Genomic DNA, 26899 nt, shown 5'->3' with positions numbered 1-26899 from the left:
TGCTCGCTGCGGCATTCAGCTCAGGTTTCCACTTTCGCCGCAAGCGACCGATGGTAGGTGTCGGCTGCAAATGGTTTCATGTTAATCTTCCTGCCTTGAACTTCCTTCTTCGGGTCCCCGGTATCCGGTCCTGCTCTGCTTGGTTCCAACTCTGGCTGTTCGGGCCCCTGCTGCTGGCCGGCTGTGTGAGTACCAAGACACCGTATACCCGCGACCGGGTGGCCCAGCGCCTTGAGGCCCGCGGCGGCTATCATATAGGGCCCGCGCGCACGGCTAACAATCCGGCCCCCGCCCGGCCGAACCTGCAGGACGGCCTGAGCGAAGAAGAAGCCACCGCCTTGGCCCTGACGCGTAACCCCGCGTTTCAGGCCGACTTATCCGCGCTGGCCCTGGCCCAGGCCGATTTGCAGGACGCGGGCCTGCTCGCCAACCCCGTGCTGACCGGCGTCACGGCCTATGGCACCTCGCCCTTTTTCCTGGCCCTGAACGTTGCTTCCGACCTGCTCTGGCAGCGTCCCGGCCGCGTCGGCGCCGCCCAGCTCGAAACCCAGCGCGTGGCCGAAAGCTTGGTGAGCCGCGGCCTGCTGGTGAGCCGCGACGCGCAGGTATCGTACACCGACATCACCCTGGCCGACGAGCGGGTGCGCATTGCCCGTGAGGCCATCAGCATGCGGGCCGAGGTAGCGCGCATTCTCCGGGCGCGCTACCGGGCGGGCGAGGCCAGCGAGTTAGAAACCGTGGCCCCCCGGGCCGACTCGCTCCGCGCCGTGGACGACTTTCTGCGCGCCCGGCGCGATGCGCAGGTGGCGCGCCTGCGCCTGCTGGCCACGCTCGGGCTGGATTCCGTGAATGCGGATTCGCTACGCTTCCCCCCCCCGGCAGCGGGAAATGCCGCCGTGCCCCCGCTGCGTGCGCTGCTGGATACGGCCTATGCCGCCCGGCCCGACTTGTGGGCGGCCCGCGTCGGCATCGAAGGCATCGGCAAGCGCCTGAAATGGGAACGGAGCCGGGTGTTTTCGTTTGTGCTTTCGCTCAATGCCCGTCTCAACGACCCCAACCCCGTGCAATTGGGGCCGGGCGCGGCCATTGGCCTGCCCCTCTTCAACCGCAACCAGGGCCGCATCGCGCGGGTGAAAGCCGAGCTGGAACAGGCCTCTTGGCAATACCTGGCCTTGCGCCAAACGGTAAACCTCGACGTGCGCGAAGCCTACGCGCAGTACGAGCAGGCCACCCAAAGCGTAGCCCTGTGGCAAAACAGCCGCCTGCCCAGCCTGCGGGATGCCTTGCGCCGCTCCACCAAGGCCTTTATCAACGGCGACTTTCCCTACGTGCAGGTGGCCGAAACCACCCGGCAGCTGCTCGACGCCCGCCTGCGCGCCGCCGAAGCCCGCGCCGACCAGCGCCGCGCCCTGGCCCGGCTGCGCTACGCGGTGGGCGGCCTCTTTTAATTCTCAATAGTCCTTTCCCATGCCTGTACCAACCCTTTTTTTTGCTTCCCGCTACGTTGCGCTGGCCGGCCTGCTTGGCTTGTTCACGGCCTGCGGCAAAGCCGAAAAGTCCACGCATAAAAGCCCCTCCGAGGTCAAAAACCCGGTCAAGGAATCGGACCTGACCACCGTGACCATCACCCCGCAGGCGGAAAAGCGGCTGGGCATTAAAACCGTGGCAATTAAGACCGACAACGTGCGGGCAACCCGCGAAGTGGGCGGCGAAATCCAGGCCGTGCCGGGCCAAGCCGTCACCATCGTGGCGCCCGTGCAAGGGACGTTGCGCGGCGGCGCCAGCGTCACGGCCGGTCAGCGGGTGCGCCAGGGCCAGACGCTATACCAGCTCGTGCCCCTGCCCGCCGAGCGCGACCTGCTGACCCTTAACCAGGGCACGGCCCAGTCCCGCACCCAGCTCGACGTTGCCCAAGCGCGCCTGCGCCGCGCCGAGGAACTGCTGGCCGACCGCGCTGGCAGCGTGCGCGCCCGCGACGATGCCCGGGCGGATGTGGCCCTGGCCCAGCGGGCCCTGGCCGATGCCCGGGCCCGACAGGGCGCCATAAATGGCCACACCGGCGGCGGCCAGGCCCTCCCCATCAAGGCGCCCCTGAGCGGGGTGGTGCAACGGGTGGCCGTGGCTGACGGTTCGCTGGTAACGGCCAATACGGTGCTGGTGGAACTAGCGGCGCTCAATAAGGTGTGGGTGCGCGTGCCCTTGTTCGTGGGGGATTTACGCCGCCTCAACGCCAACCAACCGGTAACCGTGCGGCCGCTTAACGGCGGCGCGCCGCGGCAAGCCCGCCCGGTCGAAGCCCCCACACTGGGCGGCACGGCCGGCACCGCCACGGCCGACGTGTTCTACGAAATTGAAAACGCCGACCAGCGCTTCCGGCCCGGCGAGCGGGTGGCGGTGGACGTGACGCTGAGCAACGCCAGTGGCGGGACTGTCGGCGCGGCCGCAAGCACGCCCGCCCTGACCATTCCGGCGGCCGCCCTGCTCTACGATGCCTCGGGTGGGCAGTGGGTGTACGTGCGCACGGCGCCCCAGCAATACACCCGCCAGCGGGTGGAAGTGCAGCGCACCCTGGGCGACCAAGTGGTCATTTCGCGGGGTGTGAAAGCCGGCGCGGCTGTCGTGACCGATGGCGCGGCGGAGTTATTCGGCACTGAATTTGGCGGCGGCCACTAAGCGATGAAGTGGCTAATCGAATCGGCGCTGCGATTGCGCCTCGTGATAGTAGTGTTATTCGGGGTGCTGCTGGTGGCGGGCCTGCAGGTGGTGCGCAACACCCCGCTGGATGTATTTCCGGAGTTTGCGCCGCCCTACGTGGAGGTGCAGACCGAAGCGCCCGGCCTGAGCACGGCCGAAGTAGAAGCCCTGGTGAGCGTGCCCTTGGAAAACGCCCTGAACGGCACGCCCGAGGTCAAGAAAATCCGTTCGAAATCGGTGCTGGGCCTGTCGTCGGTGGTGCTGTACTTTCCGCAGGGCATTGACATCAACAACGCCCGGCAGGCGGTGCAGGAGCGGCTGGCGCGGGTGGCGCCCACGCTGCCCGGCGTGGCCCGGCCGCCGGTGATGCTCTCGCCGCTCTCGTCAACCAGCCGGGTGCTGAAAATTGGCGTGTCGTCGGACAGCCTGACCCAAGTGGAGATGACGACCCTGGCCCGCTGGAGCATCCGGCCGCGCCTGATGGCCGTGCCCGGTGTGGCCAACGTGGCCATTTGGGGGCAGCGCGACCGGCAGTTGCAGGTGCTGGTGAACCCCGAGCAGCTGCGCACCCTGGGCCTCACGCTGGCCGAGGTGGAGAAGGCGGCCGCCGACGCCACCACCCTGGCCGGCGGCGGCTTCATCGACTCGCCCAACCAGCGGCTGGCCGTGTCGCAGAGCTCCGCCATCCAAACCGCCGCCGACCTGGCCCATATGCCGGTAACCTTCCGCAACGGCGTGAGCCTGAAACTGGGCGAAGTAGCGCAGGTGGTGGAGGGCTTCCCCGCGCCCATTGGCGATGCCGTGATTAACGATGGCCCCGGCCTGCTGCTCATCGTGGAGAAACAGCCCGGCGCCAACACCCTGGAGGTGACGCGACAGGTGGAAGCAGCGCTGAACGCCATGCGGCCGGGGTTGAAGGGCTTGGACATTGACTCGACCATCTTCCGGCCCGCGACCTTCATTGAAATGTCGCTCCGCAACCTGAACCGGTCGCTGCTCATCGGCTGCGTGCTGGTGATACTGGTGCTTCTGTTTTTCCTTTATGAATGGCGTACGGCCCTGATCAGTGCCCTGGCGTTGCCAACTTCGCTGATTGCGGCGGCGCTGGCCCTGCGCTATTCCGGCAAAACCATCGACACCATGGTGCTGGCCGGCCTCATCATTGCCCTGGGCGAGGTGGTCGACGACGCCATCATCGACGTGGAAAACATCATGCGCCGGCTGCGCTTGAACCACGCGGCGGGCTCGCCCAAAACCGCCTTTGCGGTGGTATTCGAGGCCAGCATGGAGGTGCGCTCGGCCGTGATTTACGGGTCGGTCATCGTGGCGCTGGTGCTGCTGCCCATCTTCCTGCTGCCGGGTTTATCGGGCGCCTTTTTCCAGCCGCTGGCTTTTGCCTACGTGCTGGCCATCCTTGCCTCGCTAGCCGTCGCCTTGACCTTAACGCCGGCCTTGGCGCTGGTTCTACTGCCCAAAGCCGCCGAAAAGGAATCGAAAGAATCGAAGGATTCGCCGGTCGTGGCCTGGCTCAAGCGCCACTACGCCCGCGTGCTGCCCGGCCTGCTGGCCGGGCCCAAGCGGGTGGCGTGGTCGCTGACCGGCGTGGCCGTGGTGTCCCTGCTCACGCTGCCGTTTTTCGGCCAGGAATTCCTGCCCAATTTCAAGGAATACGACTTTCTGATGCACTGGGTGGAGAAACCCGGCACCTCGCTGCAGGCCATGTCGCGCATCACGGTGCGGGCCAGTAAAGAGCTCCGCGCCATCCCGGGTGTGCGCAACTTCGGCGCCCACATCGGCCGGGCCGAAGTCGCCGACGAGGTGGTGGGCCCGAACTTCACCGAGCTGTGGATTTCCGTCGACCCCAAGGTTGACTACGAGCAGACCGTGGCCAAAATCCAGGAGGTAGTGGACGGCTACCCCGGCCTCTACCGCGACCTGCTGACGTACCTGCGCGAACGCATCAAAGAAGTACTCACCGGCACCTCGGCCACCATCGTCGTGCGCATCTTCGGCCCCGACCTCGACCAACTCTATACCAAGGCCAAGGAAGTGGGCACCCAGCTGGAAGGCGTGGACGGCGTAGTGGACCTGAAAGTGCAGCAACAGACCCTGGTGCCCCAGATTCAGGTGAAAATTAAGCCGGAAGCAGCCGCCCGCTTCGGCCTGAATCCCGGCACCGTGCTCCAGGCCATCAGCACGCTGGTGAAAGGCCGCAAGGTGGGTGAAATCTACCAGGAGCAGAAGATTTTTGACGTAGCCGTGTGGGGCCAGCCGGCCGTGCGCTCCGACTTCGGGGCCGTGCGCGAGCTGCTCATCGGCTTGCCCGGCGGCGGGGCGGTACCCCTGCGCGAGGTGGCCGATGTGCGCATCGTGCCCACGCCCAACGAAATCACCCGCGAAGCCTCCTCCCGCCGCATCGACGTGACGCTAAATGTGCGGGGCCGGGACCTGGGCTCCGTCGCCCGCGACGTGCAGGCGCAGGTGGACGGCGTAGCGTTCGGCAATGGCTACCACCCCGAAATCCTGGGCGAGTACGCCGAGCGGCAGGCCTCCCAGAACCGCATGGCGCTGCTAGTGAGCCTCTCACTCATCGGTATTTTCCTGGTGCTCTACACCGATTTTGGCACCTTCCGCCTGGCCACGCTGGGCTTGCTAAGCTTGTTCTTCGCCGTGTCGGGCTGCCTGCTGGCGGCGTTTCTCACCGGCGGGGTGCTGTCGCTGGGTTCCATCGTGGGCTTCATCACGGTGCTGGGCGTAGCGGCGCGCAACAGCATTATGCTCGTCAGCCACTACCAGCACCTGGAGCGCGACGAGGGCATGTCCTTCAGCAAAGAGCTGGTCATCCGCGGCTCGCTGGAACGGATTTCGCCCATCATCATGACCGCCCTGACCTCGGTGCTGGCCCTGCTGCCCATTATTCTGGCCGGCAACGAGCCGGGCTCGGAAATAGAGCACCCCATGTCGGTCGTGATTCTGGGTGGGGTGGTTACTTCCACGGTGCTGAATCTGCTGGGCATGCCGGCCCTATACTGGGCGTTTGGGCGGAAAGAAGGCACCAAGACGAATCCATAGCTGGTGTCTATTTTACTGCCATGTCAGTTACGTCGCGAAAAACAGGTATTTATTGTTCAATCCCTTTGTTGCCCTTCCGACCGTGGCTGTTGCAGAACTCACCGAGTGCACGCATCGCCGAGCAACCGCCAGGGCGCACGGCCGAAAACGGGGCTTCAGCGGCTTATCCCAGTCGTTGATGCCCCAGGAAACCGGTGGGAAATGCCCGCTTAGGCAGTTCTGCAACAGCCACGACCGTTTGCGTGAACTGGGCTCCTTTACCCACTTACGCGGAGTAGGTGTTCTACCTGCTCTTTACTGCTGATTTCTTGTAGCCACTGCAAGTTGGCCAGCAAGCCTTTGGTCAATTCTATTTCAAACTTTTTGTGCCGTCGGTCCTGAACGACTTGGATGCCTGTCATCACCGTATCCTCGCCTATCTGGCGGTAACTGCCGGCAAAGAAATAGTGGTACTTACCCGCTGCGACTGATTCAAACGGTTGAAACGAAGCCAGCTTTTTTAATAGCATGTAGGCGCGTTCGTTGACGTTAAACCCTACACGAAGCTGCTCCCCGTTTAGGTGAAGCAGGACTTCTCCGCCAAAGGCCGATTCCTCCTTGAAGGCTCCCAGTATTTCCACTACATCCTGTTGCCAAGTGCTCATTCCTTGTCGGCTGATAGAATGGGCATAATTACGCTCCTAATTTTGAACGGAGCGCGTTTACGGCACGACCGTTAGGCTAAACCTCTTTTCTGAGACGTTAACTATGGGCGGGTCGGCGCCGGGTCAGCGGTGGCGGGCCCACCGGGGCCAAAACTTCCGGAACCCGGTGGGCACCGCGGCGCCGGTGAGCAGGGCGCAGTACTCGCACCGCGCGCGCCCGGTGGGTCCCGTGCCGGGGAGCCGGTGCAGGGGCGGGATGCTTTTGGCCACAAAGCAGGCGTCGTTGTCGTGCCAGACGTCGCGCAGGGCCAGGCCGCGCCAGGGGGAATAAAACGGGGGTACTTGCATGGCTCGGCTCCTTTCGCCTCAACGCGACGCGGGAGCCTGCCGTGGCTTACCGCCTGCCGTCGCGTCCCTACACCAAAGAGGCCCACGGGCCCAAAACGTTGCAGCGCCGCGGGCCTCAAAAAAAGAATCGTGCCCCGTAAATCACCGTTTCGCTGAAAACTCCCTGTTTTTTTGCGCCCTTGCGTATAGCGGGCATGCTCCCTTCTCCTCCGGCTGACGCCACGCGCGTCCACCTCGCTTCCACGGTGGAAGTCAACTACTGGTGCCAAACCCTGAACTGCACCGAAACCCGCCTGCGCAACGCCGTGCTGGCCGTCGGCCCCTTGGCCGCCGACGTGCGGGCGTACTTGGAGCGCTGAAGGGGAGCAGACAGAACACCTGCGCCTTTTGCGGTTCGGACCGTTTGGCTGAACTTTTGCGTTGTGTAGTTCATCCTCGCCAGCGGTTAACCCGTCCCTCCCTATGAACCGGAAGTATGCTTACTGCGCTTCGCTGTTGGTTGCCCTAGTGGGTAGCACCGCCATGGCCCAGACGCCGCCCAAAAAACGCGCGAGCAAGCCGGTCGTGGTGCGGCCTCCGGTAACAAAAAAGCTTACTTCTGGTGAACAAGGGCCTGACTACGGAACCCAAATAGAGTGTCCCGGACCCGGGCCGCTTCGTAATGAGTTCCCTGCTCAGCCGGTCGACCCCAATCAGGTTTACGTCCATGTGGAACACATGCCAACCCTAAACGGTCAGGAAGGAGCGCGCGCTAGTGTTGCCGCCATCCACCGGCGTTTGGTCGTGCCACCGGCTGCCCCCGTCGGCCGCGTGTATGTGTCGTTCGAGGTCGATAAAGAAGGCCGGGTCCGCCATCCGCAGATTCTGAAGGGGCTACGGGCCGACGTGGATTCCGCCGTCCTGGCGACGATGCGGCAGCTTCCGCGTTTTGTCCCCGGTCGGAGAGGGGGGCAGCCGGTGGCCGTGAGCTTTACGGTACCCGTGACCATTCCGGTAAAGAAGCAGCCCTAAGCCGTTGAGCGCCTCCTTGGGCCCAGTATGCGAGACTTTATCGAAAGCCTCGTTTCACTTTTCGGACCGTTTTGCTGAACAGATTTCAGCTGACCTTACCCCTACCTTACATCCCATTGGCCCTCTTTGATCGGGTGCCTTTTCCTGCTGTGACGCGATGCTGCGAATCAAAGAGTTTTTTGCGCTCGACGACCTCATAACCGCTCGATGGGGGCGCCAAGCGTTCCGCCACGTGGACTATTGCGGCCTGCTACCCGTCCGGCCCGTAGAACACGGGGGCTACGAGTGCACGCCGACCAACACGCTCAGCTTCGCGCGCACGGGCGGCGACGGCGTCCACTTCAGTGTGCTGAACGCCCGCGACGAGACGGCCGACGGCCCCGTGGTCATGACCGTGCCCCTGGCAGAGGCGAACCTGGTCGTGGCCGAAACGGTGGCCGAGTTCTTGAGCATTGGGTGCCAGACGGGCTGGTTTGAACTCGAACAACTGGCCTACGATGCCCCCGCAACCCTGGCGTACTATGCCGCAGCACCCGCGCCGGCATCGGCCCAGGAGCAGGCCTTTCTCGACCTGGTCCGCACCGAACTGCACGTAGCCCCCGTTGCCCTGACAGCCGAGCGATTAACGGACTTGGAACAACGCTTCGGGCCGCAGTTGCAAGTCCCGCCCTTTGAGGGTGCTGAGGGCATTTAATTACCCTCGTTTTGCTATTCCGACCCTTTTCCTGAACAACTTGCTGCCTGCTTACGACTTCACCAGTGGCGGTTTTATTAGTGTCAATGAGTCGAATCCTTGCCGCGGTGCTTCCCTTTTTCTGTGCTGTCCTGCTGTTGGGTAGTGGCCTGCTGACCTTGTTCGGGAGCGTCTTTACGCTCGGCTCCCAGGAAGACCTGGTGCGTCAGCACCAAGTAGCCGGGTTCTTTCCCTCCCTTGCCCTGCGTTTGCTCGTGGTGGGCCTCTTCGGACTGGTGCTGGCCCTGGCCACCGCCGCCATCAGCTTGCTCTTTCGTCGGTGGCACCGTCCCGGCAGTTGGGCCGGGCCGAAGCCGTTGTTGTGGCGCGCCGTGGCAGTAAACCTCCTATGTGCCCTCGTGGGCTGCGCATGGTTTACATGGTCAAATATGCCGTAACCCTCGTTTCGCGATTCCGACCGTTTGGCTGAACATTAGGAAGAGCGTTTGACGGCTCTACCCTTACGCTCCCTACCTTGCGCTTCCCCTTGCCCCCGGCCCATGCGCGTGCTCTTGCTGCTGCCCTTCTGCTTCCTCACTTTCGGTGCCCGCCGCCCGCCGCGCCTCGTGCTGCCGGGGTATTTCGCTTGCCGTTCCGCGCTGCTGGAGGACAGCGGCAACGCCCTCGCCTGCTACGCCCAGACGCAGCAGCAGTGCCGCAACGGCCAGCTGGTGCTGGCCTTCGAACAGCGCCTCACCGCCCGCACGGAGCGGGCCCGCTTTGCGATCGTCGACACGGTGCGCGTGACCACCGCCGCGCCGCGGCGCGAAGTCGACATCACCTATTGCGCGGCCGCCACCGGCAAGCCCCAGCTGTATTTCGTCTTGTATCAGGGGGCGCCGGCCGCTCCGAAACGCTATCTGCCCTTTCCGCTGCGGGCGTGGGGGGTGAATGCGCAGGGCCACCTGGTCGAGGTGCCGGTGAAAAGCCTGCGCTGCCTCAACAACGATTACGGAGCCGAGTAAACCATCTCTTGCTCATACTACCGTTTTTGTAAACGGAATAAGGCCTAAAGTAAAGGGAAAGGCAGTTTTCCTGGTTTCGGCCAGTCCTCCTCCCCGGTGGAACGGGCTTGAGTCACCAGTTGCCAGCTGGCCGTCAGGCGCAGAGAGGCATAGCCTTTGGCCTCTGCGCCTGTTCCTCGGGCCCGTCGCCTGCGGGTGCCCCAGTCCGTTGCCGGGCGATGGCCAAGGGCCTACCGACTCGGATTAAACCAGGCGCCCAACCGAACCGGATGGAGAACCGGGCCGGTCCGTTGCGCCGGGCTTTGGCGAAGATTTTGCCTGCGCCAGGTGCACGACGTAAAAACCCGAACGGTCGCGGAGGCGGCCGGCTTGTACGAGCAAGTGGGCCGCCTGACGGCGGCGTTGGACGCCTTGGACGCCGAGCAGCACCCGGGCCTGCCGCTGGTGCGGGAACGGCTGCGGGCCTGGGCCCACGAACGGGCGCCGGGGTCCGATGCCGACCGGCACGCCCGTTTGGTGAACGTGCTGCAAACGACCCTGCGCCAGTTCCGCTAGCGGCGCCGGCCCCGCCGTGCGACGGGGCCGTTGTCACGCGCCAAGCCGCCGGATTGCAAGGCCCGGCGGAATGCGCCCAGCGGGTGCAGGTTGTGGGGCGCGGGCAGGGCCTGTTGAAGGGCGTCCCGTTCCCGGGGACTCAGCGCAATGGCGGCCACGCACCGGCCGTTGCGGAACACGGCCAGTTCCCCTGCGGGCCCGCACCGGACCACCGTCGCCAGGCACGCGTCGCTTCGGAAACCGGCCAGGCGCTGCAAGGCGTTGCTCATCGCACGTTCAGGGGTAAATGCGTTGTCAGGATCTCCTTCTTGGACCAAACCAGCGGCGCCCGGCCCGGGGCCTCGCCGGCGGAGAATCGCCACGCGCAGGCATGCAACCGATTCGGGAAAGGACGCGTAAGCTACACATTATATAACTTTTTTACGAATGAATGTGATATTGTTTTAATTAATTGTTCATCCCTTTGCCCCATGTTGGCCGTGTACCCCGTCCCGTTGCCCGGGCGCTATGTGCTCATCGTGGCCAGCGCGCGGCAGGTGGCCGACCCGCACGCCCTGGCCCGGGCCTTGCACCGGGCGTGGCGCCGCGGCCCGCCCCGCGTGTGGCTCGACTGCAGCTTGGTGGCGGCAGCCGATGCCGGCGCCACCGCCCGGGTGCTGCGTGCCTGCCACGGGGCCTTCGCCAAGCGGGGCATGGCCCTGCTCGTGGCCCACGCCGGGGCGGACTTGCGGCGCGCCCTGGTCCTGGGCGGGGCTTCGCCCGGTCCGGTCCTGGTCGAGTCCTTGGTGGCCCCCCTGCCCTAACCGGGCCGCAGGAGCAGGCCCACGCGGGGCCGTCGCGCGGGCACGCCGGGTGCTTTGCGCCCCGTTTCAGGGAACCCACCCGAAGCCCCCCTCCCCCCGGCGGCGCCCGTCCAGTCCCCGGGCGCGGGGGCGCCGCCCCTGCTTGACTTCCCATGAGCCCACGCAACGCCGGCGCCTGGATTCGATTCGTGCTGCTGCTGCGGGCCAGCGCCTGGCTGACCGACCGCACCTGGCCCGCGTACGCGCTGCATCTGTGGTACCAAGAGGCCGACGCCGCGGTGCGTCTCTTGCCCAATGGAACGCTGCACATTCGGTTTTTCAACGCGTTCGAGCACCGCGGGGTCTGCGTGACCCGTCCGTTATGGACGGGTGAGAAATTCCAATTCGTCGGGCCGGTGCTCCGGGTACGCTACGCCTGGTCCGTTCCGGACGCCGTCGTCGTGTACGGCCTCGACCACGTCCCCGCTTTGTGGCGGCCCGTGCTGCTCCACCTGGCGCTGCTCTTCTCCCTGTTCGCCAACGGGAAACAAGCCGTAAAAGCCTTGGCCAGGCCCGCGAAGCAGGGGGAGGGCAACTAGTCGCTCCTTACTTTGAACCGAGCTGTTTACGGCGCCACCGTTTGAATGAAGGTCAATAACAGCTCATGGTCAGTATCTTCACTCATTCACCTTTTCCCTGGTTATGAAACCCACCCCCCTTTTCCTACTGGGCATGACGCTATTCGGCCTATGCGGTCCTGCTTCCGCCCAAACAACGCCAACTCCTGCACCTAAACGCCCCCCGGGGCAAGGAGTCCCTCACCCCAAAAGGGCCGCCGCTTCCCCGCGCATGGCGTCGAGGTCGGCCGTGAAAATGGACACCGCTGCCTTTCGTCGCTCCGGACGCCCCGTTGACGGCCTCCGAATCAGCGTCCGGGATCTCCCATCGAAAAAGAAGAACTAAAGGAGGAGCTCGTTCGAGCATCCGCTCCTTACTTTGAACAGCGTATGTTTACCGCAGTACCGTTAAAGTGAACGCAGCGAAGTGGGTACGAACAGCGTTGGAATGAATACCTAAGGCTGCTTGCGATAGTGTACCCGGAAGCTGCCGACCTTGCCCGGTGCCCGGCCGTCCGGCTGGACGTACACCACGCGACATTCGCGTTCCAAGGCAATGAGCGTGGCATAGGACGAGTCGGTGAAATCGTAGGCGTCGAGTACCTCCCGCCCCTTCGCCAACAGGACGGGATAGCGGCTCGCGTGCTGCGGGATGGTGAGGGGCCGGCAATCGCGGCTTGCGGCGTGCAGCCGCAATTTCCCGTTGGGGTGTTCGACCACCAGCGGATAAGGACGCGCCGCACAGTCCGTGCTCCCGCCAAACACCAGTGGGGCGTTGGTGAGGTTCGTCATTTTCAGCCGCACGCCCAGGCCCGGGCCCTCCAAGTAGTCGTCGGTGTTCGCACGGGGCAGCCCGACCTGCACCTCGACGGCCACGGAGGGGGGCGGGGTGCCGGGGGAACACGCGGGGGCGAGGACGAGCAGTAACCAGAAACCCTTCATGGAGCTGACCTAGGCAAGGCCGAAAGTAACCCTCCTTTTACTGTTCGGACCCTTTTGCTGAACGCCTCTCTATCTTGCGGTCACCATGAAAATAGTCCTAACTGGCCTGTTGTTGTTCAACCTGCTGTGTTTCCTGCTCTTCGCCTGGGATAAACGCAACGCCCAACGGGGCCAGCGGCGCCTGGCCGAAACCACGCTGCACCTGGCCACGTTGCCCGGCACCGCGCCCGGCGCGTGGGCGGCCATTTGGCTGCTGCACCACAAAAACCGCAAAGCCGCTTTTTGGGGCGTGACCCTGGGGCTGACGCTGCTGCAAGGAGCGGTGCTCTATTTCGCCTGGCCGTCCTTCCGCTGAACGAAGCGCGTGCACGGCACGACCGTTAAAGTGAACCGGACAAACGGTTCCCCCAACGGTAAGCTACGTCATCCAAACGTTGACTGTGCGTTCCACGGCGCCATTACGCACCACGTACACATCCCCGCGCGAATACCGGAGGCGCGCCACGTTGGTCTCGACATAGTAATAGTTTCGGCCATCGCCGGGGGTACAGGACGCGGAGAACGTTAGCCGAACGGGCGCGCCTTGCTCATTCGGGGGACGCAGGTCCGTTTGGTGTCGGAGCACCGCTACTTGCTGGCGTAAGACGGCGAGTTCGTTGGACCCATTGGGCGTGGCCAGGCAGTCCGCGCGCAAGGCGTGCCGGACCCCCGAGTCTGCCTCCAGGGCGACAAACCGCAGCAGGCGTTCGTGTCGAAACCGAAAGTTGTTGGCCGCGGTTTCGGTGGGAAATCGACGAAACCGCGGGGCTATTTCAACCGGTATGGTTGCTGGTTTCGCGAGCTGCAGGGTGGTCTGGAGATGGAACCGGTACACGACTTCCACCTCGGAATCCTGGTGCACCTGCTTCTCCTGCTGGCAGGCGGCGGCCAGCAACACCACCACGGACCAACGAATCATCCGCCGCGAAGCAAGGAAAGGGTTCATGTAGGAGCAAATTAACGGCTTTCTTTACGCATGTTGCATGCAGGGGCACGCAGCGGGAACGAGCCCCGAAAGTAGTGGCACAGCAGCCACTACGGGACCACTACGATACGTGAACCCTTCTTTTACTTTTCGGACCCTTATGATGAACGGAAGGCGCAGCATTATTGCCGCTGTTTACTTCGAGACCACGGCCTTAGTAGCTTCTGCCGTGCGTTAGTTTAAGCACCTGATTCGTTAGCCCAGGCACTCGTTTCAGAACTTGGATAGCAAGGGTCGTGAGCGAAGGACGACCAAAAAACTGGTGGATGAAGCGGCCCGCCGTGATGCGCAGCAGCAGCAAGCGCCGCCAGGCGCGGGTGTACTGCTGTTCCAGTTCGGCACGGGAAATGCGGCCCTCCAGGAACTCCAGCAGCAGGCCGTGGAGCAGGAAGCTTGCGTTCATGCCCATGCTCATGCCGTTGCCGGCCAGCGGGGCAATGGTACCGGCCGCGTCGCCCAGCATCAGCACGTGGGCGTCCACGGTGGAGCGCTCGCGGAAGGTAATTTGGGAAATGACAATCGGTGGGTTGCCTTCGCGCTGGGCTTCCTGCAAGTAGGGGCGAAGCAGTGGATTTTGCATGAGCACCTGGCGTTCCATCTCGGCCACGCTGTTACCGTGAGCGCGCAAGTTGCGCACGTCGCTGATATAGCTGCAGTTGGTTAGGCCGCCGGGCACCGGCGAGAGGCCGCAGTAGCCGTCCCGGAAGTTGTGCATTTCCACCAAATCCTGCGGAAAATGATCTATTTGCAAGTGGTACTTGACGGCCACAAACTGGCGGCCCTGGCGGCTGGGCTCCAGAAAGGAGCGCTGCAACTTGCTGTCGAGGTTGGCGTGCTTGCCCCAGGCCCCGCAGGCGGTGCGCGCCTGGTACGTGGCGCCGCCTGCCACCGAGATGGTGAACTGCTCGTCGGCGAAACCCACGTCCGTCACCTTGGTGCCCTCCCAAATGGTGGCGCCGTACTCGGTGGCCAACCGGGCCAGCAATTGGTCCAGCACGTAGCGGGTGATGCCCAGGCCGCCAATATCGAGTGGGTGATGCAGCGCCTCACCCGTGGGCGACGACACGGTAAAGCGCGTCATCTTTGGCAGGTCCATCTCGGCCAGCGGCACGCCCAGGCGGCACAGAAAATCGTAGTTTTCCATGGAGATGTACTCGCCGCACACGCGGTGAAACGGATACGTCTCCTTCTCAAACAGCACCACCTTTCGCCCCGCCTGCGCCAGTTGCAGGGCCAGCGTCAGCCCCGCCACGCCCCCGCCAATGATGGCGCAGTCGTAAAGCTCGGCGGGCATTTTCTGGGGTGCGCTGGTTGCGGGGGATGGCATGGATATGATGTAGTCAGCTAGGCAAAATCAGAGAAGCAGAGAAAGCACGTTCCTGCGGAGCGCAGTCGCGGCATGGCCGCATCCTTTCGTTCAAGCCAGTTTCGGCTGGCGCAGTACGCGGGCCGCGAACAGCACGCTGGCGGCCAGCAGGCTGGTGTAGGCGGTGGCCTTTAGCCACTGGGGCACTAACATGCCGTTTTCCTTGAGTATGGCGGTGGCGGCAGGTTCGTCTTTGGCGGCTATTTTCTGGTTGATGGTCTCGTAGCCTTGGGCCACGTACGCCACGGCGCCGGCCAATGGCAGCAGGGCCACGTAAGCGGCTTTGGGCAGTTTTTCGGCCTTGAATAAGTACGCGAAGCTGCCCAGCGCCAGCAGCCCCGCGCCGCTGGTCAGGGCCTGGGCGACGCGCATGCTGCGGTGCAAGCCCAGCGCCACAATGGCGGTGTTGAGGCCCGCCGCCTGGTCTTCGGTAAAATCTTCGGCGTTGTTGAGCATCAGCACGCCCACCTGGAGCAGGCCGTAGGCGGCAGCCAGCGTGAGGACAGCTGGCTTGGGGAAGCGCGTCACCAGGCTGCCGGTGTAAGCCATGGGACCGAAGAAAATCACGGCCCACAGCGCCGCCAGTTGCCACAGCCCGCGCGACTTGAAGTGGAGGGGCCGCCACGAATACTGGAAGCCCAGCGCCCACCCAATGACGGTGAGCGGCACGAATTGCCAGCGCCCGGTATGGCGCGTCAGCCAGACGCTGATAAGCACTGTGCCGGCCAATGAAGCCCGCATCTGCCAGCGCACGCCCCGGTCGCCCAGCTCGAAAACGGCGTTGGATAAGTGGCTTTTGTACACGGCGTCCACGCGGCGGTCAGCGTAAGCATTTACCATGTCGCCAAAGTTGAAAAGCAGGTAGATACCGGCCAAACCTACGTACAGCTTCGGCGTTTTCAGGAAGCGAAAATCTTCGGCGCTGAGCAGGATGGGAATGAGGAAAATCGGGATTTCGGCAATGAGAAACTCGGTGCGGCGCAGCGTCTTGCTGTTTTTCAGAAACTGGGCCAGGCCGCCCTGTGCGGGCCGCGCCAGCAGGTTGATGCGCTGGATGTGCCGCTCGTTGGGGTTGAGAAACGCGTCGCGGCCGTGCAGCAGCACGTGGTTGTCGGCCAGCACAATGTCGTTGTCTTTCCAGGTGTGAATGTAAAACACTTCCGGGGCGTAGAGCGCGGCTTGCAGTTCGGCAATCAGGTCGGCTTGCTCGGTGGAGGTGGCGTCGAGTACTTCCACATTCACGGGGTTGAGGTCGTGCACCGGCTCGGCGAAGCGCAGCGTGGCCTCGCCGGTGACGGGGTGGGCTTGCGTGAGGGGCTGGGTGAGGGTGCCGCCGTAGTGCACAATTTTTTCGGTGCGGTAGCGCAGCGTGGCGGTGGCCCAGCGGGCGCGTTGCGCGGCCGTGGCGCGGGCCAGGGCCCGGCCAGTATCGGCGAAGGTGGTGCCGCCGCGGTCCTCGGCGCGGGGCGCTTTCACGCACTGAAAGAAAATAAGGTAGGGGATGCGGCCGATAAAGGCGCCGTCCCAGTGCAGCGGCACGGCGCTGGGCGTGTAGAGGTAGTTCTTGGCGTCGGGCTTCACCTTCAGCTCGTTGATGGCGCCGAAGGGCCACTGCAGCGGCTCGCCCAGCTGCTGGGCGTAGAGCGCAAACTGCGTTTTGTCGAACAGCTCAAACCCTCGAAAAATCAGGATGCGGTGCGCTTGTACCCACGCGGTTATCTGGTCGGCGGTAATGCCGGCGATGGTTTGGCCGGGGGCGCTGGCCCGCACGAGCAGGCCAAAGGGCGCTTGGGGTTCGAGGGAATAGGCGGGCATACGAAACGGGGAGGAGGGGCGCACCAATACCTGATGACCGCCGCAAAGGTGCGGTACCGAGGCGCGCGTCGTGGTGGATAATTCGGACGGGTTGGTTAAGAATTCGGGCCGGCGACGAAGTGGCTGGGTCGCCCGTCTTTCTCCACCAGCTCAGCGCCCAGTTCTTCGGCTTGGTGGCGCTTCATCAGCACGTAGTCGTTGTCGCGCAGCACCACCACGCCGTGCCAGGGCGTGAGCCAGTCGTCGACAGCGCGGGTGATGCGCAGGCCGATTTTGTCGGAATGCGGGTGCTGGGGGTGGATGCTCAGGCGCACCGCGTGGGGAAACTCCTGGGCCAGCAGCCGCGTCCAGGCGTTGCTGCGGCGGATGACTTCGTAGGCCACTTCCTTGCTTTCTTCCTTCACCCGGTTCTTGCTTTTTTCAGGCGCCAGCGCCAGGCCGTCTTCCGACACGAAGCGGTGGATGCCGTTGAACAGGGCGCGGTGGTGCGCGGTGTCGCGCACGCGGGCCTTGAGCTCGTTCAGCGGCTCGCCGTAGTGGGCCACAACCCAGGTGCGGGCCTCGTCGAAGGAGGTGGTGGCCAGCAGGTCTTCGAGGTTTACCACGGCCACGTCCGTCGTGCCCAATTGCCGCAGTTGCTGCTTCAACACCTCGTTGTAGGCCGACACGTCCGCGTCGCTCACCTGCACGAGGTCGGCGAACACGCGCCCGTCGGCGCAAACGCTAATGCGGGCGCCTGGCGCATACACCTGCCGGATGTCGTCGCAGAGGCTCTGCAAAAACGTGAGCGCAATTTCTTCGCCCAGGTCGGGGAGCTTGCCCAGCACTTTGTGGGGATTGGGTGACTTCGCCGGAAACGCGGGCAGAATCAGGTGGATTGCCAGGCCTTGGCGGATGTAGTAGTGCAGCTTGGGCAGCTGCAAGGCAATGCTCTGCTCATCGGGCGCGGCCGGGTCGTCGGGGCCGGTGCGCAGCACCTTGCGGTGCAGCATAAGCAATTTGGCCACGCGCCGGGCGACGTCAAAATCTACTTCCGGCGCCACCTCCAAAAACTGCCCAATGGCCGTGGACACCTGGCCCAGTAGCAACGGCCCAAATAGGGTCGAGAGCTGCGGCGTGGTCATGGCCAATCCGGCACTCAGCATTTCGAGCAGGTTGTCAGTGGCTTGGCCATCGGCCGAGCGGTCAAGCAGGCGCAGCCCCAGCACGCCCCAGTGCGCGGCATACAATGCCTGGGCCAGTTGCGCCGTCAGCGCTTCCGCAGGCGCGTCGGTGGCACCATTTACCACCACTTCAAACAGCGCCAGCCCGCGCAGCCGGATGCTTTCCGTTTCAGGGCTGAGCACGCCGGTGGGCGCTTCGGCGTCGAGCAACGTGGCCATTTGTGAACGAAGCAGGCGGCGGTGCGGCGCAAGCAACGTAAGCTTCTGGCGCACCAGCACCTGAAAGCGCAAGGCTATCGGGCCGGTGGGGAGGTCGGGTGCGCTGGCCTCTAGCTCGTTGTGAATGCGCTGGTAGAGGCCCAGCACGAAGTCGTTTTTGGAACCAAAGTAGCGGTACGCCTCGGCTAACGGTTGCCCCGCCGCCGCGGCAATGTCGGCGATGGACACGTCGTGGAAACCCTGCTTTTCTAATAAGTCCAGGCCGGTATCAAGTAAGAGCCGACGGGCCGATGGAACAGCAAAGGGCAAGGCAGAAAGCGGGGTTGTCAAAACAGGCAGGTAAGCGTGGGAAAGGGCATCAAGCGTTTCGTTAAAGGTAGCGAAGCCGGGGGCACGCATGCTAAAATCTGAATTCCCTTTCTTCTGCTCCTAATGCAGGAGTGCAGCACTAGCCGGGCAACGAGTTTACAGTAAACCAACCGAGATTTAAGTCATCGTTTTGCACTTGGGACTACTTGCGTGTACCCAGGAGTCGCTCCGTTCAACGTGCCTGGTCCATCAAAGCATTCCTTCGGTCCTGATTTCAATAAGATGCCCGCCTGCCGCGGAGGCCAAACCCATACACTCGTGCACCTCAGTTAGGGCCGATCATCTGGCTGCTTCTCGGTGTGACGGAGTTCCTGGCGAAGGTGGTACACGTGCCCAATCTCTTGGGGAAGGTGCCGAATACGAGCCTTGCTGCGCTCGTCGTTTTCCCAACGCACGGGTACTTCCCGGATGCGCAGCCCGTGGGCGCGGGCCCGGGCCAGCACTTCCAGGTCAAACGACCAGCCGTCCACCGTGCAGGCCGCAAAGGTTTTCGCGGCCGCCGCGGCCGTAAAGGCCTTGAAGCCGCAATGCGTATCCACGACGCCGGGCAGCAGCACGCGCTGCACCACCCGGTTGACGAGCCGGCTCCAGACCCGGCGGCCCCAGGGCTGGGGCCGCGTGACCCGGGAAGCGGCCAGGTACCGGGAGCCGATGGCAATGTCGGCTCCCGCCGCCAGCGCCTGCAGCAGCGGGTCCAGCTCTTCGATGGGGGTGGAGCCGTCGGCGTCGGAAAACAGGCGGACGCGGCCCGTGGCGGCCAACATGCCCACCCGCACCGCGTGGCCTTTGCCCCGGTTGGCCGGGGAGCACAGCACGCGCAGGCCGGGCAACTTGCCGGCCAGGGCCGTGACCAGCGCTACCGTGTCGTCCGTCGAGCCGTCGTCAACCACCAGGATTTCAAAGCGGGCGGGGCGCGCGGCCAGAAACCGATGCACGCGCTGCAACGTGGGCCCGATGCGTTGCGCTTCGTTGAAGGCCGGGATAATTAAACTCAGCTCCATCAGGCTTGGGCGCTTTGCTGGCGCCGGAAGCCGTCGAGCCGGCTGCCCAGGTGGGCATAGGCAATGGGGCAGCGGGCCGCGCACGATTTGCCGCAGTCAAACTGGCGCCGAATGTCTTCCACGGAGTACTCGGCCAGGGGCTTGGCCGGCGAGCCGGTTTTGGGCTGGCACAGGTGCACCAGGCCCGCCCCGTCCACCTCGAAGTGCCGGGCCCCGGCGCGGCACTTCCAGTGCTTGCGTTCGCCGCGGGCCAGGGGCAGCTGAAAGTTGTCGTTAAGGACTTGCGGCAAGCGGCCTTTCATGGCCCGAATGCGCAGGTAGGATTTCATGGCTTCCGCGCCCAAGGGCAGGGCCTGCCCGCTGCTGTCGCGCATGAGCGAGCACTGGAAGCCAAAGCCGAAGCCGACCACCACGTGGGCCACTTCCTCCATTTCGGCCGGGTTGCCGGATCCCAGCACGCCGTTGACGCGCACCATGAACCGGGCGTGCTCGCGCAGCAGCTCCAGCTTGGGCCGCAGCCGGCGCATGCTTTTCTCGGTTACTGCGTTGTCTTCCAGGCTGTCGCAGCTCAATTGCATGCCGAACAGGCCGGCCGCGTTCAGGCTCTTGATGAGCGGCGCCTTCAGTACGTGGCCGTTGGTGTTGATCATCGGCACCAAGCCGGCTTCGGCAATGTAGCGGACCAGCTCGGCGATGTGCGGGTGCAGCAAGGGCTCGCCCCCGTTGAGCGTCACAAACACGGTTTTGAGCTTGCGCAGGGCATCCACCCGCGCTTTTAGTTCGGACAGGGGGACGGGCTTGGATACCTTGTCGTACTCGTAGCAGTAGCCGCAGGCCAGGTTGCAGCGGCGGGTCACCACGATTTGCACCAGCACCGGGCGGTCCCGGTCCAGGGCGGCCTTCGCCAGTTTCCACAAGACCCGGGCCCGGGAAATACGCATTGGGTGGTCAAAAGAAGGAAGTTTCATGCGGAGTGGGGGTAAGGATGGAGAGAAGGAACGGCCGCACCCGGTTGCGAACAGGATGCGACAAACCTCCTCCGCTTTTCCCCCGTCTGGAAGTGTTTTCTGCCGAATGCGGATTCCGGGGCAGTGAATCGGGAGAGGAGCCGGGTGAGTTGGCGGGACGAATGCGGCTTTTCGTCGGGCGAGCTGGTAGTTTTGCCTGGTCGTGCCGGTATGGTGGTCAGGCCCCCGCGCGACCAAGGGGGGCGCTGCCTCCGCTTTCTTCGTTCGGCGACCTTTGCCGTGGCGCAATGCCTCACCTAACCCAGGCCCCATGATTCGAAAAATGACGTTGGCGGCCCTGGCCGCCGTAGCGGTCTTCCACGTGGCGGTGTTCATCGAGTACGGCACGTTGTGGGTGGGCACGCTGGCCGGCTACAAGGAACTGCTGCTGGTGTTTGCCTTTCTGCTGCCCACCTTCTGGGCCCATGCGCCCATTGCCCGCCGCTTCGGGACGGACCGCCTGCCCACCCTGCCCGCCACGGCCAAAGCCCTGCTGGAAGGGGGAAGCGTGGTGCTCGTCAGCCTGGTGTTCTGGGTGGTGTTCTTCTCCTTCCCCCAGCACTACCTAGTGCCCACCGCGGAAGTGACGCCCAAAGCCCTGCGCCTGTCGCTGGCAGTCAGCGCGGTGCTGTCCTTGTTCTTCTATTACTTCGTGGAGCGCGAGCACAGCCGCCAAAAGCTGCAGCAGGAAGGGTACCGGGTGACGCAACTGCAAAAAGAAACCCTCCAGGCGCAGCTCGAGGCCCTGAAAAACCAGGTGGACCCCCACTTCTTGTTCAACAGCCTCAACGTGCTCGGCTCGTTGATTCACCTCGACGCCGACCGGGCCGTGCAGTTCCTCGGCCAGCTCTCCGACGTCTACCGCGCCTTGCTCGCGGCCGGGGCGCACCCGCTGGTGCCGCTGCGGAGCGAAATGGCGCTGGTGCGCGCCTACGCCCAGCTAATGGAAACCCGCTTCGGCGCGGCCCTGCGGGTGGAATGGGACGTGGCCCCGGCGTGGGAAGACGCCCTGGTGCCTCCCACCGCCGTGCAAATGCTGCTGGAAAACGCCATCAAGCACAACGGTGCTACCCCCCGCAAGCCCCTGGTGATAAAAGTATCCGCGGCCGACGGGATGCTGGTGGTCGAAAACAACCGGCAGTCCCGCACCGACGCGGTGGCGTCCACCCACCTGGGCCTGCAAAACATCCTACGCCGCTACCACCACCTCACAGACCGCCCCGTGGCCATCGTGCCCACGCCGGCGTCCTTCGTCGTCCGCCTCCCGCTCCTGACCGCTCCTGCTGTATGAACGTCGTTGTCATCGAAGACGAGCCCTTGGCCGCCCAGGCACTGGCCGCCTTGCTTACCCGCCTCCGGCCCGCCACGCGCATTCTGGCGTCGCTGGGCTCGGTGGAAGACGCGGTGGACTGGCTGCGCGCGCAGCCGGCCCCCGACGTGCTGTTTTGCGACATCCACTTATCTGACGGCAACAGTTTCGACATCTTCCGGCAGGTGGCGGTGGGCGCGCCCGTCATTTTTACCACCGCCTACGACGCGTACGCCATCCAGGCCTTTCAGGTGAACAGCGTGCACTACCTGCTCAAGCCCTTGCAGGCCGTGGAGGTGGAACGCGCCCTGCAGAAGTACGAAACGATGCACCCCGCCACGCGGCCGGCCGCCCTCGCGAACGTGCAGCGCCTGGTACACACCACGCCCCGCGCGCGCTTTCTGGTGAAAACAGGGCGGGCTTGGAAAGCGGTGCCCGTGGACCAGGTGGCGTATTTTCTGGCCGAAGAAGGCGTCGTGTTCCTCGTCACCCACCCCGGCAAACGGTACATCATTGCCGACACGCTCGACCAGCTAGAAGGCCAATTAAACGCCCAGCACTTCTTTCGCATCAACCGCCAGTTCCTGCTGAGCATCGGCGCGGTGCAGGAAATCCGGCCGTATTTCAAGGGCCGCCTAGTGCTGCAGGTTGCGCCCCCGGTCGCGGGGGATGCCCTGGTCGTCAGCGCTGGCCGTGCCCCGGCCTTTAAGCAATGGCTAGACCACTAATCCACTGGTGGCTTTTTACTTTTCGGACCGTTTTCCTGAACGTATCTTTTTGCCATGAACTCAATCGCGGTCCTCTGCGTGATACTGCCCTGCCTGCTGGGTTCAGATGGCAACGCCTTGGCGCAAGTGCCGGCGCCCTCCCCGCAAGCGGGAGCCACTGCGTGCGGACCGGACGTTCGGGTGGAGGCGTTTTTTCAGCAACACTTGGCCGCTCTTGCCCACGCCCTGCAACAGCGGGAGCCGTTGAGTCTCGCCGAGAGGCAGTTTGTGTACCTGGTCATCTTCCTGTCCGGAGCCAACACCCCGGTGGAATCATACACCGGCCGGCCCATTCTCCAACCCGCCGACGTGGACGCTTACCGGACGTGGTACGACCAGCACCGGGACCGCATCAGCTGGCGGCACGTCACCGAGCTGCAGGAATGGCTGGCCGCGCCCCTGGTATCCGAGGAGCAGGTGGGCCGCATGAAATCGTTTCGAATTAAATAAAACGCTCCTTTTCCTGAACCACTAAACTAACCGGCCTGCAAGTTCCGGGTGCGTTTGGAACTGGCTTCCATGGCGCTTGCCGAGTTCAAGAAACCCGTTCACCTTTCAAAGTTCACGAAATTCGGATTGGAGATGAGTTTCGTGAACTCCCTTTTGGGAGTGGTCGGGGGCCACTGTCCCCGGCAACGACGTTCTTTGCCCTGACCGCCATTCCCCCACGCCCCCTAACCGACCCCTCGCCTATGCCCCCCCTGCCGGCCTCCCCGAATCGGTGGTTTCGCTGGGCCGACCGGCTGCTGTACGCGGGGCTGGGGCTGGCCGTGCTCACCATCGTCCCAGAGGCGGGGCTGCTGACGCTCTTCGTCGTGCCCTGTTGCCTGTACTTGAGCTGGGTGGCCTACGTGGCCGGCTGGCCCGCGCGCCGGCTCTCGGGCGGGGAGTGGGCACGGGTGGCGCTCAGCGCGCTGCTCGCCCATTTGGTGGTGGGCTGGATGCTGCACGGGGGCTACCTGAAATCGGCGCTGGTGTGCGGGGGGGAACTGCTGCTGGCGCTGGCGTGGCAGCGGCACCGGCCGGGGGCGGGCCGGGGGCTGCCGGCTGGGGCGGTGCTGGGGCTGTGGCTGGCGGTGGCCTGGCTGGGGCTGCGCTCGGGGGATTTGTTTGCAGCGGTGCGCACGCAGGATTCCCGCTGGACGCAGCTGCTGCTGCTGACCGGGTCCGATGCCAACGAGCGGCAACCCACCTCCTTCCGCCGGGGGCAGCCCGTGTTGTACGAAGCCTTGTTTACGGCCGACCCGGACGCGGAAATAGTGGCCCTGCTCCTCCGGCACGGGGCCGACCCCAACGGCGTGTGGCGGCGCGACGACGGTTCCGTCATTCAGCCGGTGGCCATTGCGCTGGCCGGGTACCAGCGAACACAACTCCGGACGCCCGTGCTTCGCCTGCTCCTGCAAGCCGGCCTGAACCCGTGCCTGCCCGACCAGCACGGCCAGACGCTTCGGGCGGCCCTGACGGCTTTCGGACCCACCGTCATCGCCGATAGCGCTGCGCTGGCCCGCGCCGAAGAGCGGTTCGGCTGCCGCTAGGCGGGGCGCGCCGCAGGACGGGGCTGGACAGCGAGCCGTTTTTACCTGCTTAACCCGCCACCCCGAGTTGCCGTTCGGGTGCCCACGGGGCCGTTTACGAAACGCATCTCCTTTGGCCGTTTCGTAAACGTCGAATCGTAGACGCGTTTCGTAAACTCGCCTTGCCCGATTGGGGCCAACGGGCCATCAAGTGCCGGGCTGATTTCTCCCGTTCAGGGAAAGGAGCGTTTACTCCGTTAGTGCGGCCCCTGACTCCTCGGCTGCCCCTCGTAGCGGCGCTTTGAGCAGTACGACTAACGCTAGCACTCGCGAGGCAAAAGTCACTGCATCCTTGATGGCCATCCACCCATCTCTGTGGACCAACTCAAGAATGTCCTCGTAGTTCGCCAGGCAGAAGATGATGTACAACGGGGCCACGGCCAGAAAGAGCTTTGTTGCCCAAGGCTTGCCCATGCGTATTGCATAGAATAAACCTCCATAGAGCGAATAATACAGCACAATGCCCCCGAACGTCACCGGCTGCTGATACAAGGCCGGCGGATGGATGATGGTCACGACCAAGGAAAGAAACAAGCCGCCAAACAAGATGGTGGACGCGGATACCTCCGGATTGTGTAGACGAAGTGGCTCCATTGGGAATAGGCAAGCAGGCAACCAAAGGTACTGGCAACATACTAAGGCCCTGGGTGGGATTCACGAAAACGGTCATTCGCATAGTCAGCAATTGCCATCAAGGTGGGATTTTAAGTTAGCAAGAACACCTACCGCCTAGAGAAGCGGGCCATTTAGAGTACAGCAGGCATTATTTTCTACTGAAAACAATACTGCCACGCCCTCGATAACTGAGTTTTAGAATCGCAGGACGGCATGTAAGGAGCAGCATATTTTCGCATGAGCTCGTCGATATCATCGGGCGTCATGTGGCGCAAAGTCAGAAATAATTTATAATACTGGTTTATTTTTTGCCTGTCTCGCTCCACAATTAATAACCACTCCTGATCTTTTAAATAGCCTATTTGCAAGGGTAATTGGTAGTTCATTTTTCCCATTTCAAAGGCTGTACGAAGGCGCTTAATGTCGGTGAAAGGATTATCTAAAATGCTCCCCGCAGCTCCACCCGCAAGCTGGAGCGCATGACGAAACTGCTGGGCCCATACTGGATTTAATTCGACCAATGGGTCGGCAACGCGTGGGGTGTAATGTGCTTTTGCCCATCGCTTCACATCAGGCAACAACTTGCACCATATGTCACTGGAATAATATCGGGCCGCATACAAGGCCGCCATCCAGTTGACAACTTGCGCTTTAATAGCACTGAACGTATTTACTTTCAATCAATGGTACAACGGCCGTGGCATTTTCAGAACAAACGGGACATGGCTCGAACCTAGGCCAAAATCATTCATTGTGAAGGTGATTCTTTCAGCGTGAACGGCCTCGTACAAGGCTTTAAGGTGGTCCATGCATTGCGCATTCTTGATAAACAAGCTCATTTTTATTCCTCTCGTGCGAATGCCTTCTACATTGGTCACACGTTCTAAAAAAATGGGTCGACTGAGCTTTGATAGGCTGAGAAGCTCGTGATTAACTACAATTCCGAAATTACGCATTTTAACAAGTGAAGTAAGTGTTTAAAAAGGTTTTATTGATGGAGAAGCAAGATTGATGGAAAAGCAAGCTGTTCATTGATCTTGCCGTTGTAATTAATACAGCTGAAACAATAACATCCTGAACGTAAAGCGGCGCTGATCAAATTGAGCTCAGCAGGTGATTTAAGTTCCATGGTATTAAACCGATCGGCTGAATGAGCTTGCTATAGTTCCTTCAATGGTTTGGTCACGGTGCAGCCGCTTTATCCCCATTGGCCGTTTTTCATTCGGGCCGCCTCCTCTCCAGTGTGGAGGTCGTAGATAATGGCGACGTTGATTTTGGTGTGGCCGCTCTCCGCATACTTTTTAGGCGCTTGATCTCCAGGTCGCGCGGGTTCACCGGCACGTAGGAGCTTGCGTTGCTGCGGCTGTACCACGTGCGGGCGTTGCCGTCCTTGAAGTACACCAGCAGCTTGGTATGAGCGTCGGCCTTGAGCTTGGTGCCGGCCGTCGTGGGGGTATGGGACATAAAATTGGGGGAGGAAAAGGGAACGAGGTAAATCAGCGTTTGCCTCCAGCCGCGATGAGGAGGAATTGGTCCAGGGCGCGAGGATCGCGCAGGGTCTGCACCCGTTTGAGATGCTTTTGGTAGAGCTGTGCAGCCATCAGGGCAAGCACCCGCTTACTGGCCGTTTTCAGTCGCCAGCACGCATTTCTGCACCGGCTTTTCGAAGAGTGATGGCTACCATGTACTCGTGGCGGCGTAGCGTCTTATGTACCAGCCACTCCTCGGTTTTGACGGACCCCAGCCCGTTTTCACGGTCGAAATAGCCCCGCCCTTCACGATTTCGGCGTAGGGTCCCGGCAGAAAGTGGCCCGGGTTGCGCTTGAGCCAGTCGGCTACGAGGTCCACTCGCTCCAGGGCCTGTTGGTGGTAGAGATCATACTCCCGCTCCGAGAGCTCGTCCTGAAAACCGCCTAAACGCCAAACCAGATGGCGTTTTGGGCCTTGGCGTGCTGCGCCTCGTCAAACGCTACGTCCCCGTAGTGCTGGGTCCGGGCGTAGATCCAGAACGACAGAACAAAGAGCTAAATTTAAAGTGGACGGTACTTGCCAAGCAATTGGTCGCAAGCCATGATTTTTTTTAATAGCGAAAAGAATGACCAAAAGTGCGTCATCTAGCTCATTAGGTCAAAAATAAAAGTTGAAAAACCCAGTGCAAAAAATAATCAACAAGGCCGATGAGTTGCCGGACGCAACAAAACCGTAATTTTGCATCGTGCTTCAACCAAAAAACTTGTTGATGAAGTGCGGGACCCTGCTCGGCAGGGAACCGCGAATGGACCGGCAGGTCTGCGTTGCCATTGGTTT

Annotated in this window: 29 protein-coding genes; 16 read left to right on the top strand and 13 right to left on the bottom strand. The window is 62.9% G+C overall.

Translation table 11 applies throughout. From position 1 onward, the window contains the following. The first annotated feature begins 95 nt into the window (after positions 1 to 95). Genes I2I05_RS11795 through I2I05_RS11785 form a run of 3 tightly spaced genes read left to right on the top strand, consistent with a single transcriptional unit; the run spans position 96 to position 5766 of the window. Complete coding sequence (locus I2I05_RS11795) at positions 96 to 1448, top strand: TolC family protein (RefSeq protein WP_196282442.1); 1353 nt, start codon at positions 96 to 98, stop codon at positions 1446 to 1448. Positions 1449 to 1467: 19 nt separating this feature from the next. After that, positions 1468 to 2673 (top strand): efflux RND transporter periplasmic adaptor subunit, encoded by a 1206-nt coding sequence (locus tag I2I05_RS11790; RefSeq protein WP_196282441.1) that lies wholly within the window; start codon positions 1468 to 1470, stop codon positions 2671 to 2673. Between the two features lie 3 nt (positions 2674 to 2676). Beyond that, entirely contained in the window at positions 2677 to 5766 is a 3090-nt protein-coding gene (locus tag I2I05_RS11785; protein ID WP_196282440.1) for an efflux RND transporter permease subunit, read from the top strand. A 257-nt stretch (positions 5767 to 6023) separates the two neighbouring features. On the opposite strand, the gene I2I05_RS11780 is transcribed toward I2I05_RS11785, so the two are convergent. Both I2I05_RS11780 and I2I05_RS11775 read right to left on the bottom strand, forming a co-directional pair. Beyond that, the gene (locus tag I2I05_RS11780) at positions 6024 to 6410 is read right to left on the bottom strand and encodes a hypothetical protein (RefSeq protein WP_196282439.1); all 387 of its coding nucleotides are present in this window, start codon (positions 6408 to 6410) and stop codon (positions 6024 to 6026) included. 123 nt (positions 6411 to 6533) lie between these two features. Further along, positions 6534 to 6758: a hypothetical protein gene (locus I2I05_RS11775; protein ID WP_196282438.1), complete on the bottom strand. Its 225-nt coding sequence runs from the start codon at positions 6756 to 6758 to the stop codon at positions 6534 to 6536. A gap of 194 nt (positions 6759 to 6952) precedes the next feature. On the opposite strand from I2I05_RS11775, the gene I2I05_RS11770 reads away from it, so the two are divergent. From I2I05_RS11770 to I2I05_RS11745, 6 genes are all read left to right on the top strand, one after another. Beyond that, the gene (locus I2I05_RS11770; RefSeq protein ID WP_196282437.1) at positions 6953 to 7117 is read left to right on the top strand and encodes a DUF3606 domain-containing protein; all 165 of its coding nucleotides are present in this window, start codon (positions 6953 to 6955) and stop codon (positions 7115 to 7117) included. A gap of 358 nt (positions 7118 to 7475) precedes the next feature. After that, positions 7476 to 7769: an energy transducer TonB gene (locus I2I05_RS11765; protein WP_196282436.1), complete on the top strand. Its 294-nt coding sequence runs from the start codon at positions 7476 to 7478 to the stop codon at positions 7767 to 7769. A gap of 157 nt (positions 7770 to 7926) precedes the next feature. Continuing rightward, a complete protein-coding gene (locus I2I05_RS11760) occupies positions 7927 to 8463 on the top strand; it encodes a hypothetical protein (protein WP_196282435.1) in 537 nt (178 codons plus the stop codon). Between the two features lie 86 nt (positions 8464 to 8549). Beyond that, a complete protein-coding gene (locus tag I2I05_RS11755) occupies positions 8550 to 8900 on the top strand; it encodes a hypothetical protein (RefSeq protein WP_196282434.1) in 351 nt (116 codons plus the stop codon). A 102-nt stretch (positions 8901 to 9002) separates the two neighbouring features. Continuing rightward, on the top strand, positions 9003 to 9467 hold the full coding sequence (locus I2I05_RS11750) for a hypothetical protein (RefSeq protein ID WP_196282433.1): 465 nt from the start codon (positions 9003 to 9005) through the stop codon (positions 9465 to 9467). A 327-nt stretch (positions 9468 to 9794) separates the two neighbouring features. Next, positions 9795 to 10022, top strand: a complete 228-nt coding sequence (locus I2I05_RS11745; RefSeq protein WP_196282432.1) for a hypothetical protein — start codon at positions 9795 to 9797, stop codon at positions 10020 to 10022. Here the strand turns inward: I2I05_RS11745 and I2I05_RS11740 are convergent. Then, positions 10019 to 10201 (bottom strand): hypothetical protein, encoded by a 183-nt coding sequence (locus tag I2I05_RS11740; RefSeq protein WP_196282431.1) that lies wholly within the window; start codon positions 10199 to 10201, stop codon positions 10019 to 10021. The two genes, I2I05_RS11745 and I2I05_RS11740, sit on opposite strands and share 4 nt — an antisense overlap. A gap of 291 nt (positions 10202 to 10492) precedes the next feature. Here I2I05_RS11740 and I2I05_RS11735 point away from each other — a divergent pair, with 291 nt between their 5' ends. Together I2I05_RS11735 and I2I05_RS11730 are read left to right on the top strand one after the other, a co-directional pair. Then, a complete protein-coding gene (locus I2I05_RS11735) occupies positions 10493 to 10825 on the top strand; it encodes a hypothetical protein (RefSeq protein WP_196282430.1) in 333 nt (110 codons plus the stop codon). Positions 10826 to 10977: 152 nt separating this feature from the next. Further along, positions 10978 to 11403, top strand: coding sequence for a hypothetical protein (locus tag I2I05_RS11730; RefSeq protein ID WP_196282429.1), 426 nt, complete (start codon positions 10978 to 10980; stop codon positions 11401 to 11403). A 474-nt stretch (positions 11404 to 11877) separates the two neighbouring features. Here the strand turns inward: I2I05_RS11730 and I2I05_RS11725 are convergent, their stop codons facing one another. Next, positions 11878 to 12363: a hypothetical protein gene (locus tag I2I05_RS11725; RefSeq protein ID WP_196282428.1), complete on the bottom strand. Its 486-nt coding sequence runs from the start codon at positions 12361 to 12363 to the stop codon at positions 11878 to 11880. Between the two features lie 85 nt (positions 12364 to 12448). On the opposite strand from I2I05_RS11725, the gene I2I05_RS11720 reads away from it, so the two are divergent. Then, complete coding sequence (locus I2I05_RS11720; RefSeq protein WP_196282427.1) at positions 12449 to 12718, top strand: DUF1294 domain-containing protein; 270 nt, start codon at positions 12449 to 12451, stop codon at positions 12716 to 12718. A 63-nt stretch (positions 12719 to 12781) separates the two neighbouring features. On the opposite strand, the gene I2I05_RS11715 is transcribed toward I2I05_RS11720, so the two are convergent. The 6 genes from I2I05_RS11715 to I2I05_RS11690 form a co-directional block, all read right to left on the bottom strand. Beyond that, positions 12782 to 13348 carry a hypothetical protein gene (locus I2I05_RS11715; protein WP_196282426.1) on the bottom strand — a complete coding sequence of 189 codons (567 nt, stop codon included), beginning with the start codon at positions 13346 to 13348 and terminating at the stop codon, positions 12782 to 12784. A gap of 193 nt (positions 13349 to 13541) precedes the next feature. Further along, positions 13542 to 14714: an NAD(P)/FAD-dependent oxidoreductase gene (locus tag I2I05_RS11710; protein ID WP_196282425.1), complete on the bottom strand. Its 1173-nt coding sequence runs from the start codon at positions 14712 to 14714 to the stop codon at positions 13542 to 13544. Positions 14715 to 14804: 90 nt separating this feature from the next. Continuing rightward, positions 14805 to 16568 (bottom strand): TauD/TfdA family dioxygenase, encoded by a 1764-nt coding sequence (locus tag I2I05_RS11705; protein WP_196282424.1) that lies wholly within the window; start codon positions 16566 to 16568, stop codon positions 14805 to 14807. Between the two features lie 95 nt (positions 16569 to 16663). Then, a complete protein-coding gene (locus tag I2I05_RS11700; RefSeq protein WP_196282423.1) occupies positions 16664 to 18259 on the bottom strand; it encodes an L-tyrosine/L-tryptophan isonitrile synthase family protein in 1596 nt (531 codons plus the stop codon). Positions 18260 to 18588: 329 nt separating this feature from the next. Beyond that, complete coding sequence (locus I2I05_RS11695; RefSeq protein ID WP_196282422.1) at positions 18589 to 19320, bottom strand: dolichyl-phosphate beta-glucosyltransferase; 732 nt, start codon at positions 19318 to 19320, stop codon at positions 18589 to 18591. After that, the gene (locus I2I05_RS11690; protein ID WP_196282421.1) at positions 19320 to 20288 is read right to left on the bottom strand and encodes a radical SAM protein; all 969 of its coding nucleotides are present in this window, start codon (positions 20286 to 20288) and stop codon (positions 19320 to 19322) included. The genes I2I05_RS11695 and I2I05_RS11690 overlap by 1 nt, the downstream gene beginning before the upstream one ends. A 310-nt stretch (positions 20289 to 20598) precedes the next feature. On the opposite strand from I2I05_RS11690, the gene I2I05_RS11685 reads away from it, so the two are divergent. The 4 genes from I2I05_RS11685 (at position 20599) to I2I05_RS11670 (ending at position 23938) form a co-directional block, all read left to right on the top strand. After that, positions 20599 to 21618 carry a sensor histidine kinase gene (locus I2I05_RS11685; protein WP_196282420.1) on the top strand — a complete coding sequence of 340 codons (1020 nt, stop codon included), beginning with the start codon at positions 20599 to 20601 and terminating at the stop codon, positions 21616 to 21618. Then, the gene (locus I2I05_RS11680; protein ID WP_196282419.1) at positions 21615 to 22364 is read left to right on the top strand and encodes a LytR/AlgR family response regulator transcription factor; all 750 of its coding nucleotides are present in this window, start codon (positions 21615 to 21617) and stop codon (positions 22362 to 22364) included. The genes I2I05_RS11685 and I2I05_RS11680 overlap by 4 nt, the downstream gene beginning before the upstream one ends. Before the next feature lie 54 nt (positions 22365 to 22418). Beyond that, complete coding sequence (locus I2I05_RS11675; protein WP_196282418.1) at positions 22419 to 22853, top strand: hypothetical protein; 435 nt, start codon at positions 22419 to 22421, stop codon at positions 22851 to 22853. Between the two features lie 242 nt (positions 22854 to 23095). Beyond that, complete coding sequence (locus I2I05_RS11670; RefSeq protein WP_196282417.1) at positions 23096 to 23938, top strand: hypothetical protein; 843 nt, start codon at positions 23096 to 23098, stop codon at positions 23936 to 23938. Positions 23939 to 24166: 228 nt separating this feature from the next. Here the strand turns inward: I2I05_RS11670 and I2I05_RS11665 are convergent, their stop codons facing one another. From I2I05_RS11665 to I2I05_RS11655, 3 genes are all read right to left on the bottom strand, one after another. Continuing rightward, positions 24167 to 24571 carry a hypothetical protein gene (locus I2I05_RS11665; RefSeq protein WP_196282416.1) on the bottom strand — a complete coding sequence of 135 codons (405 nt, stop codon included), beginning with the start codon at positions 24569 to 24571 and terminating at the stop codon, positions 24167 to 24169. A gap of 176 nt (positions 24572 to 24747) precedes the next feature. Next, a complete protein-coding gene (locus I2I05_RS11660; protein WP_196282415.1) occupies positions 24748 to 25272 on the bottom strand; it encodes a hypothetical protein in 525 nt (174 codons plus the stop codon). 538 nt (positions 25273 to 25810) lie between these two features. Beyond that, on the bottom strand, positions 25811 to 26056 hold the full coding sequence (locus tag I2I05_RS11655) for a hypothetical protein (RefSeq protein WP_196282414.1): 246 nt from the start codon (positions 26054 to 26056) through the stop codon (positions 25811 to 25813). Positions 26057 to 26899: the final 843 nt, after the last annotated feature.

The organism is Hymenobacter jeongseonensis (genome assembly GCF_015694725.1).
Taxonomy (GTDB): domain Bacteria; phylum Bacteroidota; class Bacteroidia; order Cytophagales; family Hymenobacteraceae; genus Hymenobacter; species Hymenobacter jeongseonensis.
The sequence above is the reverse complement of the archived record's forward strand: the minus strand, read 5'-3'. Positions and strand labels throughout refer to the sequence as shown.

Coding starts and splice junctions, on each gene's coding strand:
- I2I05_RS11790 (WP_196282441.1), top strand. CDS start 1,468: ATGCCTGTACCAACCCTTTTTTTTGCTTCCCGCTACGTTGCGCTGGCC.
- I2I05_RS11785 (WP_196282440.1), top strand. CDS start 2,677: ATGAAGTGGCTAATCGAATCGGCGCTGCGATTGCGCCTCGTGATAGTA.
- I2I05_RS11780 (WP_196282439.1), bottom strand. CDS start 6,410: ATGAGCACTTGGCAACAGGATGTAGTGGAAATACTGGGAGCCTTCAAG.
- I2I05_RS11775 (WP_196282438.1), bottom strand. CDS start 6,758: ATGCAAGTACCCCCGTTTTATTCCCCCTGGCGCGGCCTGGCCCTGCGC.
- I2I05_RS11770 (WP_196282437.1), top strand. CDS start 6,953: ATGCTCCCTTCTCCTCCGGCTGACGCCACGCGCGTCCACCTCGCTTCC.
- I2I05_RS11765 (WP_196282436.1), top strand. CDS start 7,476: ATGCCAACCCTAAACGGTCAGGAAGGAGCGCGCGCTAGTGTTGCCGCC.
- I2I05_RS11760 (WP_196282435.1), top strand. CDS start 7,927: ATGCTGCGAATCAAAGAGTTTTTTGCGCTCGACGACCTCATAACCGCT.
- I2I05_RS11755 (WP_196282434.1), top strand. CDS start 8,550: ATGAGTCGAATCCTTGCCGCGGTGCTTCCCTTTTTCTGTGCTGTCCTG.
- I2I05_RS11750 (WP_196282433.1), top strand. CDS start 9,003: ATGCGCGTGCTCTTGCTGCTGCCCTTCTGCTTCCTCACTTTCGGTGCC.
- I2I05_RS11735 (WP_196282430.1), top strand. CDS start 10,493: ATGTTGGCCGTGTACCCCGTCCCGTTGCCCGGGCGCTATGTGCTCATC.
- I2I05_RS11730 (WP_196282429.1), top strand. CDS start 10,978: ATGAGCCCACGCAACGCCGGCGCCTGGATTCGATTCGTGCTGCTGCTG.
- I2I05_RS11725 (WP_196282428.1), bottom strand. CDS start 12,363: ATGAAGGGTTTCTGGTTACTGCTCGTCCTCGCCCCCGCGTGTTCCCCC.
- I2I05_RS11720 (WP_196282427.1), top strand. CDS start 12,449: ATGAAAATAGTCCTAACTGGCCTGTTGTTGTTCAACCTGCTGTGTTTC.
- I2I05_RS11715 (WP_196282426.1), bottom strand. CDS start 13,348: ATGAACCCTTTCCTTGCTTCGCGGCGGATGATTCGTTGGTCCGTGGTG.
- I2I05_RS11710 (WP_196282425.1), bottom strand. CDS start 14,714: ATGCCATCCCCCGCAACCAGCGCACCCCAGAAAATGCCCGCCGAGCTT.
- I2I05_RS11705 (WP_196282424.1), bottom strand. CDS start 16,568: ATGCCCGCCTATTCCCTCGAACCCCAAGCGCCCTTTGGCCTGCTCGTG.
- I2I05_RS11695 (WP_196282422.1), bottom strand. CDS start 19,320: ATGGAGCTGAGTTTAATTATCCCGGCCTTCAACGAAGCGCAACGCATC.
- I2I05_RS11690 (WP_196282421.1), bottom strand. CDS start 20,288: ATGAAACTTCCTTCTTTTGACCACCCAATGCGTATTTCCCGGGCCCGG.
- I2I05_RS11685 (WP_196282420.1), top strand. CDS start 20,599: ATGATTCGAAAAATGACGTTGGCGGCCCTGGCCGCCGTAGCGGTCTTC.
- I2I05_RS11680 (WP_196282419.1), top strand. CDS start 21,615: ATGAACGTCGTTGTCATCGAAGACGAGCCCTTGGCCGCCCAGGCACTG.
- I2I05_RS11675 (WP_196282418.1), top strand. CDS start 22,419: ATGAACTCAATCGCGGTCCTCTGCGTGATACTGCCCTGCCTGCTGGGT.
- I2I05_RS11670 (WP_196282417.1), top strand. CDS start 23,096: ATGCCCCCCCTGCCGGCCTCCCCGAATCGGTGGTTTCGCTGGGCCGAC.
- I2I05_RS11665 (WP_196282416.1), bottom strand. CDS start 24,571: ATGGAGCCACTTCGTCTACACAATCCGGAGGTATCCGCGTCCACCATC.
- I2I05_RS11655 (WP_196282414.1), bottom strand. CDS start 26,056: ATGTCCCATACCCCCACGACGGCCGGCACCAAGCTCAAGGCCGACGCT.